Here is a 15793-nt window from a genome sequence, read left to right as displayed (position 1 = left end):
ATGAACACCCTGTTTACTGCAATTTTAAACGCATGATCTAGACTTTTAGCCACACCTTGCAGAGTTCAGCCCTGCGACAATCCGCCCCACAAAATTATGTACCAACTTGTTAATTAGCAAGCTAAGAGATTACACTGCGCGCATTCCACCTGCTGAGATCCCTGGCATGAAAGAAACACCGCGCGCCTCTGGCGCCACAAACATCATCCTGGTCGGCCTGGGCGTGATCATCGCCCTGCTCGGCCTCCTCCTGGCTGCGGGCGGCGTCAAGCTGGCCGGCCTGGGCGGTTCCTGGTACTTCCTGGTCGGCGGCCTGGCCATGGCCATCGCCGGCGTCCTCATCGCTCGCCGCAAACCGGCTGGCGCCTGGCTGTACGCGGCGTTCCTGGTCGGCACTGCCATCTGGGCGCTGATCGACGCTGGCCTGGTGTTCTGGCCGCTGTTCTCGCGCCTGTTCATGTTCGGCGCAATCGGCATGGTGGTGGCGCTGGTCTACCCGCTGCTGGCCCGTGCCAATGGCACCAGCGCCGGCCGCGGTGCCTATGGCGTTGCCGGGGTGATGGCCGTGCTGCTGGTGATCGCCGCCGGCAACATGTTCGTCGCCCACCCAAGCGTCGCCCCCACCGGCAAAGGCCCGGGCATGACCCCGGTCGAAGCCGACAAGGCGCAGAAGGACTGGGCCCACTACGGCAACACCGAAGGTGGCAGCCGCTTCGCCGCGCTGGACCAGATCAACCGCGACAACGTCAACAAGCTGAAGGTAGCCTGGACCTACCACACCGGTGACGTGGCGCTCAGCGACGGCAACGGTGCCGAAGACCAGCTGACCCCGCTGCAGGTCGGCAACAAGGTGTTCATCTGCACCCCGCACAACAACCTGATCGCCCTCGATGCCGACACCGGCAAGGAGCTGTGGAAGAACGCGATCAACGCCCAGTCCAAGGTCTGGCAGCGTTGCCGTGGCATGGCCTACTTCGACGCCACTGCCGCCATCGCCCAGCCGACCCAGCCGAACAGCTCGCCAATCACCGCGGCCAGCGTACCGGCCGGTGCCAACTGCCAGCGTCGCCTGCTGACCAACACCATCGATGGCCGCCTGATTGCCGTCGACGCCGACACCGGCGAGTTCTGCCAGGGCTTCGGCAACAACGGCCAGGTCGACCTCAAGGCCGGTCTGGGCGATGTGCCGGACTCCTACTACCAGCTGTCCTCGGCCCCACTGATGGCCGGTACCACCGTGGTGGTCGGCGGCCGCGTCGCCGACAACGTCCAGACCGACATGCCAGGCGGCGTGATCCGTGGTTTCGACGTGATCACGGGTGAAATGCGCTGGGCCTTCGACCCCGGCAACCCGGAAGATCGCCAGGCGCCGCAGGGCGACAGCACCTATGTGCGCAGCACCCCCAACAGCTGGGCCCCGATGTCCTACGACCCGGCGATGAATACCGTGTTCCTGCCGATGGGCTCGTCGTCCACCGACATCTACGGTGTCGAACGCAGCAAGCTGGACCACACCTATGGCGCTTCGGTACTGGCCCTGGACGCCACCACCGGCAACCAGAAGTGGGTGTTCCAGACCGTGCACAACGACCTGTGGGACTTCGACCTGCCGATGCAGCCGAGCCTGATCGATTTCACCAAAGACGACGGCCAGTCGGTGCCTGCAGTGGTAATCGGCACCAAGGCCGGGCAGATCTACGTGCTCGACCGCGCCACCGGCAAGCCGCTGACCCAGGTCGACGAAGTACCGGTCAAGCCAAGCAACATCCCCAACGAGCCGTACTCGCCAACCCAGCCGAAGTCGGTGGGCATGCCGCAGATCGGCGCGCAGACCCTGACCGAATCGGACATGTGGGGCGCAACCCCGTACGACCAGCTGCTGTGCCGCATCGACTTCAAGAAAATGCGCTACGACGGCCTGTACACCGCGCCGGGCACCGACCTGTCGCTGAGCTTCCCGGGTTCGCTGGGTGGCATGAACTGGGGCAGCATTTCCACCGACCCGGTACATGGTTTCATCTTCGTCAACGACATGCGCCTGGGCCTGTGGATCCAGATGATCCCGTCGCAGAACAAGGGCGGCGCCGCTTCCGGTGGCGAAGCGCTGAACACCGGCATGGGCGCAGTACCGCTCAAGGGCACCCCGTATGCGGTGAACAAGAACCGCTTCCTGTCGGTGGCCGGCATCCCGTGCCAGGCGCCGCCATTCGGCACCCTGACCGCCATCGACATGAAGACCCGCCAGGTGGCGTGGCAGGTACCGGTGGGTACCGTCGAGGACACCGGCCCGCTGGGCATCCGCATGCACCTGCCGATCAAGATCGGCCTGCCGACCCTGGGCGGCACCCTGTCGACCCAGGGTGGCCTGGTGTTCATCGCCGGCACCCAGGACTTCTACCTGCGCGCCTACGACAGCAGCAACGGCAGCGAAATCTGGAAGGCTCGCCTGCCAGTGGGCAGCCAGGGCGGCCCGATGACCTACGTCTCGCCGAAGACCGGCAAGCAGTACGTGGTGATCACGGCTGGCGGCGCGCGCCAGTCGACTGACCGTGGCGACTACGTGATTTCTTACGCCTTGCCGTAACACCGCGTCGCCCCCTTCGCGGGTAAACCCGCTCCCACAGGAACTGCACAGTTTGCAAGGGCAGTGAAAATCCTGTGGGAGCGGGTTCACCCGCGAAGAGGCCTTAGAAGACAACCCGAGATTCAGCAATGCCATCCGCAATTCGCATCACCCCCACCCTGCTGCTGGCCCTGGCCAGCAGCACCGCCCTGGCCGACGGCGACCTGATGACCCGCAGCACCCTGACCGGTGACTGGGGCGGCCTGCGTCACCAGCTGGAAGAAGACGGCGTCAAGTTCACCGGCGACTACAGCGGCGAAACCGCCTACAACGCCCACGGTGGCCTGCACCGCTCGGCGCGCTACTCGCAAAACCTGAAACTGGGCGTGCAGTTCGACCTGTCGAAACTGTATGGCCTGGACAACGGCGGCAAGGTCCAGCTGACCATCAACGACCGCCGCGGCAACAGCGCCTCGGAAGACCTAGTGGGCAACCGCCTGCCGATCCAGGAAAACTTCGGCGGCCTGTACACCCGCCTGACCGAACTGAGCTACGAGCGCACCCTGTTCACCCCGGCACTCAACGTCAAGCTCGGCTACATGGCCATGGGCAACGACCTCGGCGGCCTGGACAGTGGCATCCTGTGCAACTTCATGAACGCCGGCTTCTGCGGCCACCCGCTTAACATGTCTGGCGGCAGTGGCTGGACCAATTACCCCAATGCCCACCTGGGTGTGCGGGTGAAGTACGACCTGTCGCCGTCCTGGCAACTGCGTGTGGCGGCGTTCAACGTCGACCCGGAAAGCAACGGCAACTCCAGCCGCGCCTGGCACCTGGGCCCCAAGCACACCACCGGCACCGTGGTACCGGTAGAGCTGGTGTACAAGCTGCAGGGCGAGCTGCCTGGCGAGTACAAACTGGGCTACTACTACGACAGCTCCGATGTGAAGCGCATCGGCAGCGACGAGGAAGTGTCCGGCCGCGGCGGCCACTATCTGCTGGTCGACCAGGCCGTGTGGAACGACCAGGGCTTGCCGGGCCGTAGCCTGCATGCCTTCGGCCAGTACTCGGCGTCGAGCAAGGCCGCCTCGCCGTTCACCAAGTGGTATGGCGCCGGCGTGGTGCTGTACAAGCCGTTCGCAGGCCGCCCGAAGGATACCGTGGCGCTGGGCTATGGCCGTGCCGTGCCCAACCCGCGTAGCCGCGACGTGCTGGAAGATGCCGCGTTCGATGCCGGGCAGCAGTTCCCCGATATCGACAGCGCCGAGCAGTTGATCGAGCTGAGCTATGGCTACCAGGCCACGCCGTGGCTGAACCTGCGCCCGGATGTGCAGTACATCATCGAGCCGGGCGCGTTCTCCGGGAAGGACATCGACAACGCGCTGGTGGTTGGCCTGCAGGTCAAGGCTACCTTCTGAAACCTTGATTGGGGCTGCTCTGCAGCCCTTCGCGGGCACGCCCGCTCCCACAGGGTTATCACCGGCTTTCCTGGCGGTGCTGCCTGCAGGTCAAGGCTACCTTCTGAAACCTTGATTGGGGCTGCTTTGCAGCCCTTCGCGGGCACGCCCGCTCCCACAGGTATATCGCCGGCTGTCCTGGCGGTGCTGTATCTGTGGGAGCGGGCGTGCCCGCGAAGAAGCCAGCGCAATCAACCCTGCCTGAGGTAATCCACCAGCCTCAGCAACATGGCATCACACCCCCGCAACTGCTCGACACTGACGAACTCATCCGGCTTGTGCCCCTGGTCCATGCTCCCAGGCCCACACACCACAGTCGGGATGCCCGCCTGGTCGAACAGCCCTCCTTCGGTACCAAACGCCACCGTACCGAACTCATCCGAACCACTGAGCAACGCCACCAGGCCAGCCGCCTCGCTATCCGCTGGCGTGGCCAGCCCCGGATATGCACTCAACGGCTGCAGGCGAATGGCGCTGGCGGCATTGACCTTGCGCATGCGCGGCAGCAATTCGGCCTCGGCATAGGTTTGCAACTGGTCGGCCACTGTCTGCGCCTCGAACCCCGGCAAGGCCCGCACTTCGAAATCGAATTCGCATTCCGCCGGCACGATGTTCAGCGCTCTGCCCCCTTTGATCACACCAGTCTGCACAGTGGAGAACGGTGGGTCGAAGCGCTCGTCGTGATACTCCGGCAACGCCAGGGCATCACCGATATCACCCAGCTTGCCGATCAGCTTCGCCGCATACTCGATTGCATTCACCCCATACGGTGCGTACGCCGAGTGGCAGGCCGCGCCATGCACCTGGCAACGCATCGCCAGCTTGCCCTTGTGCCCCAGCACCGGCTTGAGTTCGGTGGGTTCGCCAATCAGGCACAGCCGTGGCTTGTGCGGGCGCTGTTCCAGCGCGGCCAGCATCGAGCGCACCCCCAGGCAGCCGACTTCCTCGTCGTAGGAGAACGCCAGGTGCACCGGCATGCGCAACGGCTGGGCGAGAAACGCCGGTACAGCCGCCAGCACCGAAGCGATGAAACCCTTCATGTCGGCCGTGCCGCGGCCATACAGGCGCCCGTCGCGCTCACTCAGGGCAAACGGCTCGACTGCCCAGGCCTGGCCGTCCACCGGCACCACATCGGTATGCCCGGACAGCACCACGCCGCCAACGTCCCGGGGGCCGATGGTGGCGAACAGGTTGGCCTTGGTGCCTTCCGGGTTATGGAACAGTTCGCTTTCCACCCCCAGTTCGGCCAGGTAGTCGCGGATGAAGCTGATCAGTTCAAGGTTGGAATCCCGGCTGACCGTGGCAAAGCCGATCAGCCTGGCCAGCAGCGCGCGACTGGCAAATTCACTCATCGCCCGGCACCCCGTAGCTTGGCGCGGCAGTCGGGTTGAGGGCGCGGGTGACGTAGTCCTGCATCTGCGGCCGATACGCCTGCCACAGGCCATCGAGCACGCCGATCGGGTCGGCCTCGGCCCAGTCCACGCGCAGGTCCACCAGCGGCCAGGTCAGCTCGCCGGCAATCTTCAACGCCGCCGAGTGCACAGGCCCCGCCTCGCCGCCTGCGGCCATCGCCGCGTGCATGGCCGCCAGCAGGCGGTCGGCCAGATGCCCGCCGGCTTGTTCAAAGGCCTGCACCATCGCCTCGATCACCTGGGTCGAGGCCAACAGGTTGCCTGCCGCCGCACATTGCTCACCGGCGAGGGCGTAGTGCGTGCCCAAGGCTTCCTTGCCAGTGAACAGCGCCACCTGGCCATGGCTGTCGATCACCGTGAGCTGGCGGTACTCGCTCCAGCCATTGGCGCTCAGCACCCGGTCCAGCGCAGCGGCAGGCGGCAACTGGCCCTGTTCCAGGGCATCGAGAATCTGCGGGCCCAGCGCCGGCAAGGTGATGTTCTGGGTGGCGACCGCACCCACACCGGCACGCACCCACGGGCAGCGGGCGCCCACGGCGATGCTCGAAGAGCTGATGGCGATACCGACCTGGCCGGTTTCCTGGCAACGACCGATGATGGAAAAAGTCATGTCATGGTTCCTGTTGTGCTGTGCGATACACAGCATTCTGGGTTGAACCTTTCGGCCGGCGAAACGACCTTTTTCCGAGGGGTTAGGCAGGAAAAAACTTTGCTCTGGCTGAGATCGAGCGCCGCCCGCGCGGCGCTTCGCAGCACAAGGCTGCTCCTACATCTGTTTCGGGCCAATTATTCCTGTCGACACAGCGCGCGGTCCCTTGGCGTCCAACTCGCAAGCCACAGAATCCAGGGCCTTCGCCGTTTTATCGGCAAGCCCCAGCTAAATACTATTTTCGCCATTTCAACGGCATCCCTAGTCTGGCCCCAGGCAACGGCGGTCCTCCAAACCGACCTGACAAAAACCGCCTGAACAAGGGCTCGGACATGACACTGAACAACCTCGAAATCGACACCCTCGTCGTCGGCGCCGGCCAGGCCGGCGTGGCCATGAGCGAACACCTGAGCAAGCTTGGCGTGCCGCACCTGGTGCTGGAGCGCAAGCGTATCGCCGAGGCCTGGCGCACCGGCCGCTGGGACTCGCTGGTGGCCAACGGCCCGGTCTGGCACGACCGCTTCCCGGGGCTGGAATTCAACCTCGACGCCGACGCCTTCGCCGGCAAGGACCAGGTGGCCGACTACTTCGAGCAGTACGTACGCAAGTACAACCTGCCCGTACGCACCGGCATTGAAGTGAAGAAAGTGCTGCGCAACAGCGACCGCCCCGGTTTTACCATCGAAACCAATGAAGGCGTGATTCGCGCCAACCGCGTGGTCGCCGCCACCGGCCCGTTCCAGAAGCCGGTGATCCCGGCCATCGCGCCGAAAGACAGCAACCTGCACCAGATCCACTCCGCTGCCTACTACAACCCCGAGCAGTTGCCAGAAGGCGCTGTGCTGGTGGTCGGCGCCGGCTCTTCCGGCGTGCAGATCGCCGAAGAACTGATGCGTGCCGGGCGCCAGGTGTACCTCTCGGTCGGCGCCCACGATCGCCCGCCACGCGCTTACCGCAACCGCGACTTCTGCTGGTGGCTGGGCGTGCTGGGTGAGTGGGATGCGGAAATCGCCAAGCCTGGCCGCGAGCACGTGACCATTGCCGTCAGTGGCGCCCGTGGCGGCCACACCGTGGACTTCCGCGCCCTCGCCCACCAGGGCATGACCCTGGTCGGCCTGACCCAGTCGTTCGAGAACGGCGTGGCGCGCTTCCAGGACAACCTGGTCGAGAACATCAACCGCGGCGACGAAAACTACCTGGCCCTGCTGGATGCCGCCGATGCCTACATCGAACGCAACGGCCTGGACCTGCCGGAAGAGCCCGAAGCCCGCAAACGCCTGGCCGACCCTGAGTGCATGCGCAACCCGCTGCAGCAGCTGGACCTGGCCAAGGCCGGCGTCACCAGCATCATCTGGGCCACCGGTTACGGTGTCGACTTCAGCTGGCTGCAGGTAGACACCTTCGACGCCAACGGCAAGCCCCAGCACCAACGCGGCGTGGCCCGCGAGCCGGGTGTGTACTTCCTTGGCCTGCCGTGGCTGTCGCGTCGTGGCTCGTCGTTCATCTGGGGCGTGTGGCACGACGCCAAGCACGTCGCCGGCCACATCGCCACGCAACGCACCTATACCGCCTACCGCGACCGCGAACAACGCGCAGCGGATGAGCAGCAACAACCCAAGATCAGCAACGTCAGCACCCTCGGAGCCCACTGATGCCTACCCATACCCGCATCCGCATGTTCAACACCAAGGTCACCTACCCCAACCAGACCCTGGACAACGACCTGTGCCAGGCGGTACGCGCCGGCAACACCATCTACGTGCGCGGCCAGGTCGGCACCGATTTCGAAGGCAACCTGGTGGGCCTGGGTGACCCACGGGCGCAGGCCGAGCAGGCGATGAAGAACGTCAAGCAACTGCTCGAAGAAGCCGGCTCGGACCTGTCGCACATCGTCAAGACCACCACCTACATCACCGACCCGCGCTTCCGCGAGCCGGTGTACAAGGAGGTAGGCAAGTGGCTCAAGGGCGTGTTCCCGATTTCCACCGGGCTGGTGGTGGCCGGGTTGGCCCAGGCCGAGTGGCTGATGGAGATTGATGTGATCGCCGTGGTGCCTGATTCGGTCTGACCGATCGGTTCAACCTGTAGGAGCGGCCTGGTGTCGCGAAAGGGCCGCAACGCGGCCCCAGGATTGATGCGCAACAGCTGAAATTGCCGGGGCTGCTTTGCAGCCCTTTCGCGACACAAGGCCGCTCCTACAGGGAGCGCGCCAGTTTTTGAAATGGGCTAGAAACCCACTGTCGCCGACAGCAGGTAGGTACGCGGCGTGGACAGCGTCAGCCCCGGCTCGCTGTCATCCGAAGCCCCGGCCGAACTCCAGTAGCGGTCGTCCAGCACGTTCTCGACACTGGCGCGCAGGGTAACCTGGGTGGCATCCACCTTGAACGCATAACGCGCCCCCAGGTCGTAACGCTCCCACCCCTCGATCTGCTTGCTGTTGTTCTGGTCCAGGTACTGCGAGCTCGAGTGGATGCCCCGCGCCGTCAGGGTCAGGCCGTTCACCCCAGGCACGTCCCATTCGGCGCCGAGGTTGACGTTGTACTCGGGCGTGGCCGGCGCGCGGTTGCCATCGTAGGCGCCACCGATGGTGTCGGTCAGTTCGCTGTCGATGTACATCACCCCGCCCAGCACGCGCACGCCTTGCACGGGCTCGCCGAACACGCTCAGTTCGATACCGCGGTTGTCGCGCTTGCCATTGGGGCCGAACACCCGCGACGTGGGGTTGGTTTCGTAGGCGGGCTGGCGGATGCGGAAGGCACTGGCGGTAAAGGCGACCTGGCCCAGGTCGTACTTGGCCCCCACCTCGACCTGGCGACTGGTGAACGGCGGGAAGATCTGGTCCTCGTTGACCGATGTCGACGGCGCAATCTTGCCTTGGCTCAGGCCCTCCATGTAGTTGGCATACAACGACAGCTGGTCGGTAACCTTGAGCAGCACACCGCCCGAGGGCGATACCTTCTCTTCATCGTAGGCGGTATCCCCCTTGATACCGTCGCTCCAGTCATCCACCTGCACCCGCTGCCAGCGCGCCCCAAGGGTCAGCAGCAGGCGGTCATCGAAGAAGCCCAGGGTGTCGGCCAGGGCCACGCCGGAAAAGCGGTTTTCCGTGTACACCTCGGGATCGATGCGGGTTGGCGTCCCCGGTGTCGGCGTGGCCACCGGGTGGTAGAGGTTGCTGGGCGCCGAGGCATAGCGGGCGCCGCCGTTGGTGAAGTCCATGTAAAAGTAGGTGGCGGCCAGGTTCAGCTCGTGGCTGACCGGCCCGGTATGGAACCAGTTGCGCACGCCGGCCATGGCGGTACGCACACTTTCATCCCGGGTGAAGTCGCGCGGCTGCACGGTGAAGTCGCCGGCATCGTTGCTGATGGACACGTTGTGGCGCAGGAAGTCATGGTTGCTCTTGCGCGCGCCGACCGCGCCATAGGCCAGCAGCGACTCGCTGATATCGTACTCGGCATGCAGCGCACCGAAGGTGTCGTTGGTGCGCGCCTTGCTCCAGGCCTGGGCGTAGTTGTGGCGTACGTCGTTGGCATCCGGCACCTTGGCGTTGGCACCAACCAGCACCCGCTCCTGCGGTGCATCGGTGTCGCGCTCGGTATGGCCGAGGTCTGCCGAAAGCCGCAGGCGCTCGCCACGAAAGTCCAGGCCCAGCACCGCCATTTCGCGCTCGACACGCTGGTGGTCCCATTCGGTGTCGCCCGCCTGTTTCACGCCATTGAAACGCACGCCGAACTGCTGGCCTTCGCCAAAGCGCCGGCCAACGTCCACCGCACCGCCTGCCTGGCCTGCCGAGGCGTAGCTGCCGGTAAACTCGGTGAGTGGCTGGTCGCCGGCCCGTTTGGGCTGCACATTGATGCCGCCGCCGACACTGCCCCGCGGTGAAATGCCGTTGATCAGCTGGCTGGGGCCTTTGATGATGTCGACCCGGTCGGCCATCTCCATGTCGATCGAGTAGGTCGGCAGGATGCCGTACAGGCCGTTGTAGGCCACATCGCTGTTGAACAGGCTGAAGCCGCGAATGGTGAACTGCTCGAAGCGCCCACCCGCCGGGTTGGTGGCGCGCACAGATGGGTCGCTGGCGATCAGTTCGCCCAAGGTTCGCGCCTGCTGGTTCTTCACCAGTTCGCTGGTGTAGCTGGTGATGCTGAACGGGGTTTCCATGAAGTCGCGCGTACCCAGCAGGCCCTGTGATCCCTGACGGGCCACCTGGCCACCGGCGTAGGGTTGCGTTTCGTTGCCTGCGGCCAGGCCGCCGACGATGCTGGTCGGGGCGATTTCCAGGGCACCACCCGCCTGGGGGGCCGGCATCAACGTGAAAGCACCCTCGCCCACCGGCAGCAACTGCAGGCCACTGCCGCGCAGCAGCTGGGTGAAGCCTTCGTCGACACTGAAGCTGCCGGACAAGCCATTGCTCTGCCGGCCGTTGACCAGCGCCGGGTCCAGCGACAGGCTGACCCCGGCCTGGTCGGCAAACTGGGTAAGTGCCGCACCCAGGCTTGCGGCCGGCACCTGATAGCTGCGCCGGGCAGGTTCATCGGCCCAGGCCGGTGCACACAACAACAGGCTCATGGCGAACAACGGATGTGCCGCACGCGCCAGTGGGCGCAGGCGGCAGGACATGACAACAGGCATTGAACAAGGCTCCCCTTTATTTGCTCCTACCGGTAATGACCGGTGAGTGAAAAAAAGGGGACAGCCTCATGCGCGATTTTCTTGCGCGGCCAGGCTCACCCAGTAACGCGTGCGCGTGTGCACCTGCAACGGCAGGCTGGCGGCGAGCAAGGCCAGCACCCGGTCGGTGTCGTCGAGGCGGAAGGTACCGGTCACGCGCAGGGCCTCCAGTTCGGGCGCCCAGCGCAGCACGCCGGGGCGGTACCTGCGCAGCTCGTGCAGCAGCTCGCCCAAGGGGCGGTCCTCCAGGCGCAGCACGCCTTCGCGCCAGCCCAGCGGCCAGGCGTCCAGGCCGGTGACAGGGCCAACTCCGGCCACTTGCAGGCTGGCTTGCTGCCCGGCCTGCAGCAGCAGTGCCGGGCCTTGCCTCGGCTGCAGGTTGGCCGTGCCCTTGAGCACCGATACCCGGCAAGCCTGATCGACCAGGCGCAGGCACACCTCGCCGGCATCCAGCGCGACCTGGCCATAGGGCACCTGCAACGTCAGGCTCAGGTTGCCGGGCAACCTGACTGCCACTTCGCCACGCAGCAATGTCAGGCGACGCGCGCCCAGGTCGATATCCACCGCACTGTCGGTGTTCAACTGCACGAATGTGCCATCGCTCAGCAGCACCTGCCGGCGCTCCCCGACCGCGGTGTGCATGTCGGCGGTCCAGGCCTCCAGCGGCAGTTCGCGGCTTGCCAGCCAGGCCGCCGGCAACAATGCCGCCACGCCCAGGGCCTGCTTGAGCAGCGCCCGGCGGCCGCTATCCGGGCGGTCCAGGGTGGCCATGGCCAATGCGCCGGGTAGCGCGGAAAAGCGCTGGCGCAACAGCAGTGCCTTTTGCCAGGAGTGTTCGTGCAAGGTGCTGCTGGTGCGCCATTGTTCCAGGCGCTGCAGGTCACCCTCGCTGGCAGCGCCAGAGTCCACCAGCGCCAGCCAGCGCGCGGCGGCCTGCAGTGCCTCGCGGGTTTCGGGGGAATGGCTGGTCATTGCAGTTCGGCCAGCAGGCAATGCTCGTAGGCCTGCGCCATGTAGCGTTTGACCGAGCGCTCGCAAACGCCCAGGCGCTTGCCGATCTCGGCATAGCCCAGGCCCTCCAGCTGGCTCCAGAGAAAGGCCTTGCGTACCGGCGCCTTGAGGCCGTCGAGCAACTCGTCGAGGGCTTGCAGGGTTTCCAGCAGCAGCCAACGCTGCTCTGGCGAGGGCACATGCTGCTCGGGCAACTGCGCCAGTGCATCGAGGTAGGCTTGTTCCAGGCTGCGCCGTTGGTGGAAGTTGCTCAGCAGGCGCTTGCCCACGGTCAGCAGGTAGGCACGCGGTTCGCGAATGTCTGCCAGCGGCTGGGCGCTGGTTAGGATACGCAGGAAGGTATCCTGGCTGAGGTCGGCAGCATCCCAGGCATTGCCCATGCGCCGCCGCAGCCAGGTTTCCAGCCAGCCACGATGTTCCCGGTACAGGGCAGGCAGGCTATGCTCCGGTGGCGGCGCGGCGTCGATCATGGGGAAGGCCCTGCGGTGGCGTAAATAAGATTAATTCTAATTTACACCATACCGCAGAACCAAGCGGTTTGTTACCTGTCAGGCAATCGCCGCATCCACCAGCACCTGCGCTTCCTGCACCAGGCGCTGCAGGTGCGCCTCGTCGATGAAGCTTTCGGCGTAAATCTTGTAGATATCCTCGGTGCCCGAAGGGCGTGCGGCGAACCAGCCATTGGCGGTCATCACCTTCAGCCCGCCAATCGCCTGGCCGTTGCCCGGTGCATGGCTGAGGATCTGCACGATCGGCTCACCCGCCAGCTCGGTCGACTTCACCTGCTCCGGCGCCAGCTTGCTCAGCAAAGCCTTTTGCCGGGCATCGGCCTTGGCTTCGACACGGGTGGCGAACGGCTTGCCCAGCGCCTCGGTCAGGTCGGCGTAGGCCTGGCTCGGGTTGCGCCCGGTGCGGGCAGTCATCTCGGCAGCCAGCAAGGCCGGGATCAGCCCGTCCTTGTCGGTGGCCCAGACCGAGCCATCGCGGCGCAGGAACGAAGCCCCCGCGCTTTCCTCGCCACCAAAGCCCAACGTGCCGTCGAACAGGCCCTGGGCGAAGAACTTGAAGCCCACCGGCACTTCGTACAGCTCGCGGCCCAGGCGCTGGGTGACGCGGTCGATCAGGCCGCTGGAGACCACGGTCTTGCCGACGGCGGCATCGCTGCGCCATTGCGGGCGGTGGCGGTACAGGTAGTCGATGGCCACGGCCAGGTAGTTGTTCGGCTGCAGCAGGCCATCGGGGGTGACGATGCCATGGCGGTCGTGGTCCGGGTCGCAGGCGAAGGCCACGTCGAAGCGTTCGCGCAGGCCGATCAGGCCCTGCATGGCATAGGGCGAGGACGGGTCCATGCGGATCTGGCCGTCCCAGTCGACGGTCATGAAGCGGAAGGTCGGGTCGACCTCGGTGTTCACCACTTCCAGGTCCAGCTGGTAATGCTCGGCAATCGCCGACCAGTAGCGCACCCCTGCCCCGCCCAACGGGTCGACGCCCAGGCGCAGCTTGGCGCCGCGGATGACGTCGAAGTCGATGACGTTTTCCAGGTCGGCCACGTAGTTGCTCACGTAGTCGTGGCGCTGGGTGGTGGATGCCTGCAGCGCCTGGGCGTGGTCCATGCGCTTGACGCCCGCCAGGTCAGCGGCCAGCAGTTCGTTGGCCTTGGCCTCGATCCACTTGGTCACGTCGCTGTCGGCCGGGCCGCCATTGGGCGGGTTGTACTTGAAGCCACCACTCTGCGGCGGGTTGTGCGACGGGGTGATGACGATGCCGTCGGCCAGGCCCTGCTCGCGGCCACGGTTATAGCAGAGAATGGCATGGGAAACAGCCGGCGTCGGCGTGTATTCGTCGTCCTTGGACAGCATTACCTGCACGCCATTGGCCGCCAGCACTTCCAGGGCGCTGGCAGTAGCCGGTGCCGACAGTGCGTGGGTGTCGGCGCCGATGAACAGTGGGCCATCGATGCCCTTCTCCTGGCGATACAGGCAGATGGCCTGGGTAATGGCCAGGACGTGGTACTCGTTGAAACTCAATTCAAGCGAAGTGCCACGGTGCCCCGAGGTGCCGAAGGCCACCCGCTGGGCCGCCACGGCAGCGTCGGGGCGGCCGGTGTAGTAGGCGGTGAGCAGCCGGGGAATATCGACCAGCACGCTGGCCGGAGCCGGCTTGCCTGCCAAAGGACTGAGCGTCATGCAGAAACCTCGAGTTCAACGGATGTTGGTGTTGGAGCGTGCAGTTTACTGAGAGTTGCTTTGCCGCGCGATGGGCGGCAGCAAAGAAACATCAGGCCACGCAGCCCGCTTTTTGTAGGAGCGGCCTTGTGTCGCGATAGGGGTGCGAAGCGCCCCCAGGATCTTCGCACCTCCAGGAATTGTCGGGGCCGCTTTGCGGCCCTTTCGCGACACAAGGCCGCTCCTACATGGGCCAGCGCATGCCGCTCATCTGCCTCATGACGGTCTAGAGTAGAAGCCATGCACCCTGCAAAAGAGGCCCCATGGCTTTCCACCGCCTGACCCACACCCACCCGCGCCTGAGCATCGCCACCGTGGTCGGCCTGCTCGGCGCCTGGCTGATCCCTGCCGGCGACAGCGTTCAGCACATCCTCGCCGGCTGGAACCTTGGCGTGTGGCTTTACCTGCTGCTGGTGCTCTACCTGAGCTTGAGCGCCAATGCGGAAAAGGTGCGCAAGATCGCCCGCGTCGAAGACGAAAACGCCGGCCTGGTCCTGCTTACCGTGTGCATCGCCGCCATCGCCAGCCTCGCCGCCGTCACCTTGCAACTGGTGTCCAGCCGTGGCCTGCAAGGCACGGCGCTGGCCCTGCACTACCTCTATACCGGCCTGACCGTGACTGGCTCCTGGCTGCTGATCGGCTGCATTTTCAGCCTGCACTACGCGCGGCTGTTCTATACCGGACAAAATCACGAACCGCCGCTGCGCTTCACCGATGGCGAACGTAACCCCGATTACTGGGACTTCCACTACTTCTCGTTCACCATCAGCGTGGCGGTACAAACCTCCGACGTGGGCGTCGCCGGGCGGGGGCTGCGGCGAGTAGTGCTGGCGCATTCGCTGGTGGGGTTCGTGTTCAATACGGCGATTTTGGGATTCACCATCAATATCGCTGCTGGCCTGCTGGGCTGAGCCTGCCATCAATTCTGCTAGTTGCAACCGTTCGGCCCACCAGGAGACGCTTGATGGCCGAAGTGTAAATGGGTTAAGCCATGAAAACGACTAGTTCGAAAAGTTTGCTGATTCAAGCCGACACCGCAAGTACGATCATGGGCACGGCTGCTACGCTATCGCAACAGGTGTATTCACCTTATGGGGTTAGTAAGCCGAGTTCCGTTGAAAGCTTGTTAGGTTTTGCTGGAGTTCTCTATGACGCTGCTTGCAAAACCTATTCGCTTGGAAATGGCCATAGAGTCTATAGCCCTTTGCTAATGTCCTTTTACCAACCAGACAGCTTTTCGCCCTTCAATGACGGTGGCCTGAACTGTTACGCCTACTGCCAGGATGACCCGATAAATTTCACTGACCCAACGGGCCGTTTCAAAATGCCGCGTCGACTAATGCCACAAGCTCGAACAAATGGCATCGCGCAAAACAGTTTCCGTGCATCGCAGGGTTTCAATACTGAACGCCCTCGCAGGGTTGAACAACGAGCGCAGCAACGGCAACAACAAGCACAACAACGCCCGCGCGGCGGGCAGCAAAGAGGCCACCAGGCTCGAAGACCGCCACACCCCCCGGAAATGAATGTTGTACAACTTGAACAAGTAATGAATCGGGCCGCCATGGATATCGCCCCGCTAGGTGGACCCACTGAGCAAATCAACAATGGCAGGGTACTCCTCGGGTTCATCGCGCTTTCCGCGGTAATATCGGTAATCAGTGAGTCACTCGCGCCGATAGTCATGCAACGTACCATCAGAGATCCCATGAATCACGCCAGCACATTCGCGAGCTACTACCCCGGGTATTCATCTCGCCCTTGAGGCCGAAAGCCGAAAGCCGAAACCGCTCGTCCGAAAACAC

The 15793-nt window shown here is 64.6% G+C and carries 12 protein-coding genes; 6 read left to right on the top strand and 6 right to left on the bottom strand.

Translation table 11 applies throughout. From position 1 onward, the window contains the following. The first annotated feature begins 166 nt into the window (after window positions 1-166). On the top strand, window positions 167-2584 hold the full coding sequence (locus C163_RS11300; protein WP_025338856.1) for a glucose/quinate/shikimate family membrane-bound PQQ-dependent dehydrogenase: 2418 nt from the start codon (window positions 167-169) through the stop codon (window positions 2582-2584). A 128-nt stretch (window positions 2585-2712) separates the two neighbouring features. Further along, complete coding sequence (locus C163_RS11295; protein ID WP_025338855.1) at window positions 2713-3981, top strand: carbohydrate porin; 1269 nt, start codon at window positions 2713-2715, stop codon at window positions 3979-3981. 230 nt (window positions 3982-4211) lie between these two features. On the opposite strand, the gene argE is transcribed toward C163_RS11295, so the two are convergent. Both argE and C163_RS11285 read right to left on the bottom strand, forming a co-directional pair. Next, window positions 4212-5372, bottom strand: coding sequence for an acetylornithine deacetylase (argE, locus tag C163_RS11290; protein WP_025338854.1), 1161 nt, complete (start codon window positions 5370-5372; stop codon window positions 4212-4214). After that, the gene (locus C163_RS11285) at window positions 5365-6042 is read right to left on the bottom strand and encodes a DUF1028 domain-containing protein (protein ID WP_025338853.1); all 678 of its coding nucleotides are present in this window, start codon (window positions 6040-6042) and stop codon (window positions 5365-5367) included. The genes argE and C163_RS11285 overlap by 8 nt, the downstream gene beginning before the upstream one ends. Before the next feature lie 371 nt (window positions 6043-6413). Between C163_RS11285 and C163_RS11280 the strand changes: the two genes are divergently transcribed. Both C163_RS11280 and C163_RS11275 read left to right on the top strand, forming a co-directional pair. Continuing rightward, window positions 6414-7733 carry an NAD(P)/FAD-dependent oxidoreductase gene (locus C163_RS11280; RefSeq protein WP_025338852.1) on the top strand — a complete coding sequence of 440 codons (1320 nt, stop codon included), beginning with the start codon at window positions 6414-6416 and terminating at the stop codon, window positions 7731-7733. After that, window positions 7733-8149 (top strand): RidA family protein, encoded by a 417-nt coding sequence (locus C163_RS11275; protein WP_025338851.1) that lies wholly within the window; start codon window positions 7733-7735, stop codon window positions 8147-8149. Before C163_RS11280 ends, C163_RS11275 begins: the two co-directional genes overlap by 1 nt. 158 nt (window positions 8150-8307) lie before the next feature. Here C163_RS11275 and C163_RS11270 read toward each other — a convergent pair whose 3' ends face one another. From C163_RS11270 to pgm, 4 genes are all read right to left on the bottom strand, one after another. Beyond that, on the bottom strand, window positions 8308-10713 hold the full coding sequence (locus C163_RS11270; RefSeq protein ID WP_025338850.1) for a TonB-dependent receptor: 2406 nt from the start codon (window positions 10711-10713) through the stop codon (window positions 8308-8310). A 66-nt stretch (window positions 10714-10779) separates the two neighbouring features. Beyond that, window positions 10780-11724, bottom strand: a complete 945-nt coding sequence (locus tag C163_RS11265) for a FecR domain-containing protein (RefSeq protein ID WP_025338849.1) — start codon at window positions 11722-11724, stop codon at window positions 10780-10782. After that, a complete protein-coding gene (locus C163_RS11260) occupies window positions 11721-12233 on the bottom strand; it encodes a sigma-70 family RNA polymerase sigma factor (RefSeq protein WP_025338848.1) in 513 nt (170 codons plus the stop codon). The genes C163_RS11265 and C163_RS11260 overlap by 4 nt, the downstream gene beginning before the upstream one ends. A gap of 78 nt (window positions 12234-12311) precedes the next feature. Then, entirely contained in the window at window positions 12312-13949 is a 1638-nt protein-coding gene (pgm, locus tag C163_RS11255) for a phosphoglucomutase (alpha-D-glucose-1,6-bisphosphate-dependent) (protein ID WP_025338847.1), read from the bottom strand. A 302-nt stretch (window positions 13950-14251) separates the two neighbouring features. Here pgm and C163_RS11250 point away from each other — a divergent pair, with 302 nt between their 5' ends. Both C163_RS11250 and C163_RS26425 read left to right on the top strand, forming a co-directional pair. Beyond that, entirely contained in the window at window positions 14252-14899 is a 648-nt protein-coding gene (locus tag C163_RS11250; RefSeq protein WP_025338846.1) for a DUF1345 domain-containing protein, read from the top strand. 80 nt (window positions 14900-14979) lie between these two features. Then, window positions 14980-15753, top strand: coding sequence for an RHS repeat-associated core domain-containing protein (locus tag C163_RS26425; protein ID WP_081742263.1), 774 nt, complete (start codon window positions 14980-14982; stop codon window positions 15751-15753). Window positions 15754-15793: the final 40 nt, after the last annotated feature.

It is taken from the genome of Pseudomonas sp. FGI182, from assembly GCF_000511325.1.
GTDB classification, from domain to species: Bacteria; Pseudomonadota; Gammaproteobacteria; order Pseudomonadales; family Pseudomonadaceae; genus Aquipseudomonas; species Aquipseudomonas putida_Z.
The sequence above is the reverse complement of the archived record's forward strand: the minus strand, read 5'-3'. Positions and strand labels throughout refer to the sequence as shown.

Bases quoted from the DNA above. Each gene is read 5' to 3' on its own strand.
- C163_RS11265 (WP_025338849.1), bottom strand. From the start codon at position 11,724: ATGACCAGCCATTCCCCCGAAACCCGCGAGGCACTGCAGGCCGCCGCG.
- C163_RS11295 (WP_025338855.1), top strand. From the start codon at position 2,713: ATGCCATCCGCAATTCGCATCACCCCCACCCTGCTGCTGGCCCTGGCC.
- pgm (WP_025338847.1), bottom strand. From the start codon at position 13,949: ATGACGCTCAGTCCTTTGGCAGGCAAGCCGGCTCCGGCCAGCGTGCTG.
- C163_RS11275 (WP_025338851.1), top strand. From the start codon at position 7,733: ATGCCTACCCATACCCGCATCCGCATGTTCAACACCAAGGTCACCTAC.
- C163_RS11280 (WP_025338852.1), top strand. From the start codon at position 6,414: ATGACACTGAACAACCTCGAAATCGACACCCTCGTCGTCGGCGCCGGC.
- C163_RS11300 (WP_025338856.1), top strand. From the start codon at position 167: ATGAAAGAAACACCGCGCGCCTCTGGCGCCACAAACATCATCCTGGTC.
- C163_RS11250 (WP_025338846.1), top strand. From the start codon at position 14,252: ATGGCTTTCCACCGCCTGACCCACACCCACCCGCGCCTGAGCATCGCC.
- C163_RS26425 (WP_081742263.1), top strand. From the start codon at position 14,980: ATGAAAACGACTAGTTCGAAAAGTTTGCTGATTCAAGCCGACACCGCA.
- argE (WP_025338854.1), bottom strand. From the start codon at position 5,372: ATGAGTGAATTTGCCAGTCGCGCGCTGCTGGCCAGGCTGATCGGCTTT.
- C163_RS11270 (WP_025338850.1), bottom strand. From the start codon at position 10,713: ATGCCTGTTGTCATGTCCTGCCGCCTGCGCCCACTGGCGCGTGCGGCA.
- C163_RS11285 (WP_025338853.1), bottom strand. From the start codon at position 6,042: ATGACTTTTTCCATCATCGGTCGTTGCCAGGAAACCGGCCAGGTCGGT.
- C163_RS11260 (WP_025338848.1), bottom strand. From the start codon at position 12,233: ATGATCGACGCCGCGCCGCCACCGGAGCATAGCCTGCCTGCCCTGTAC.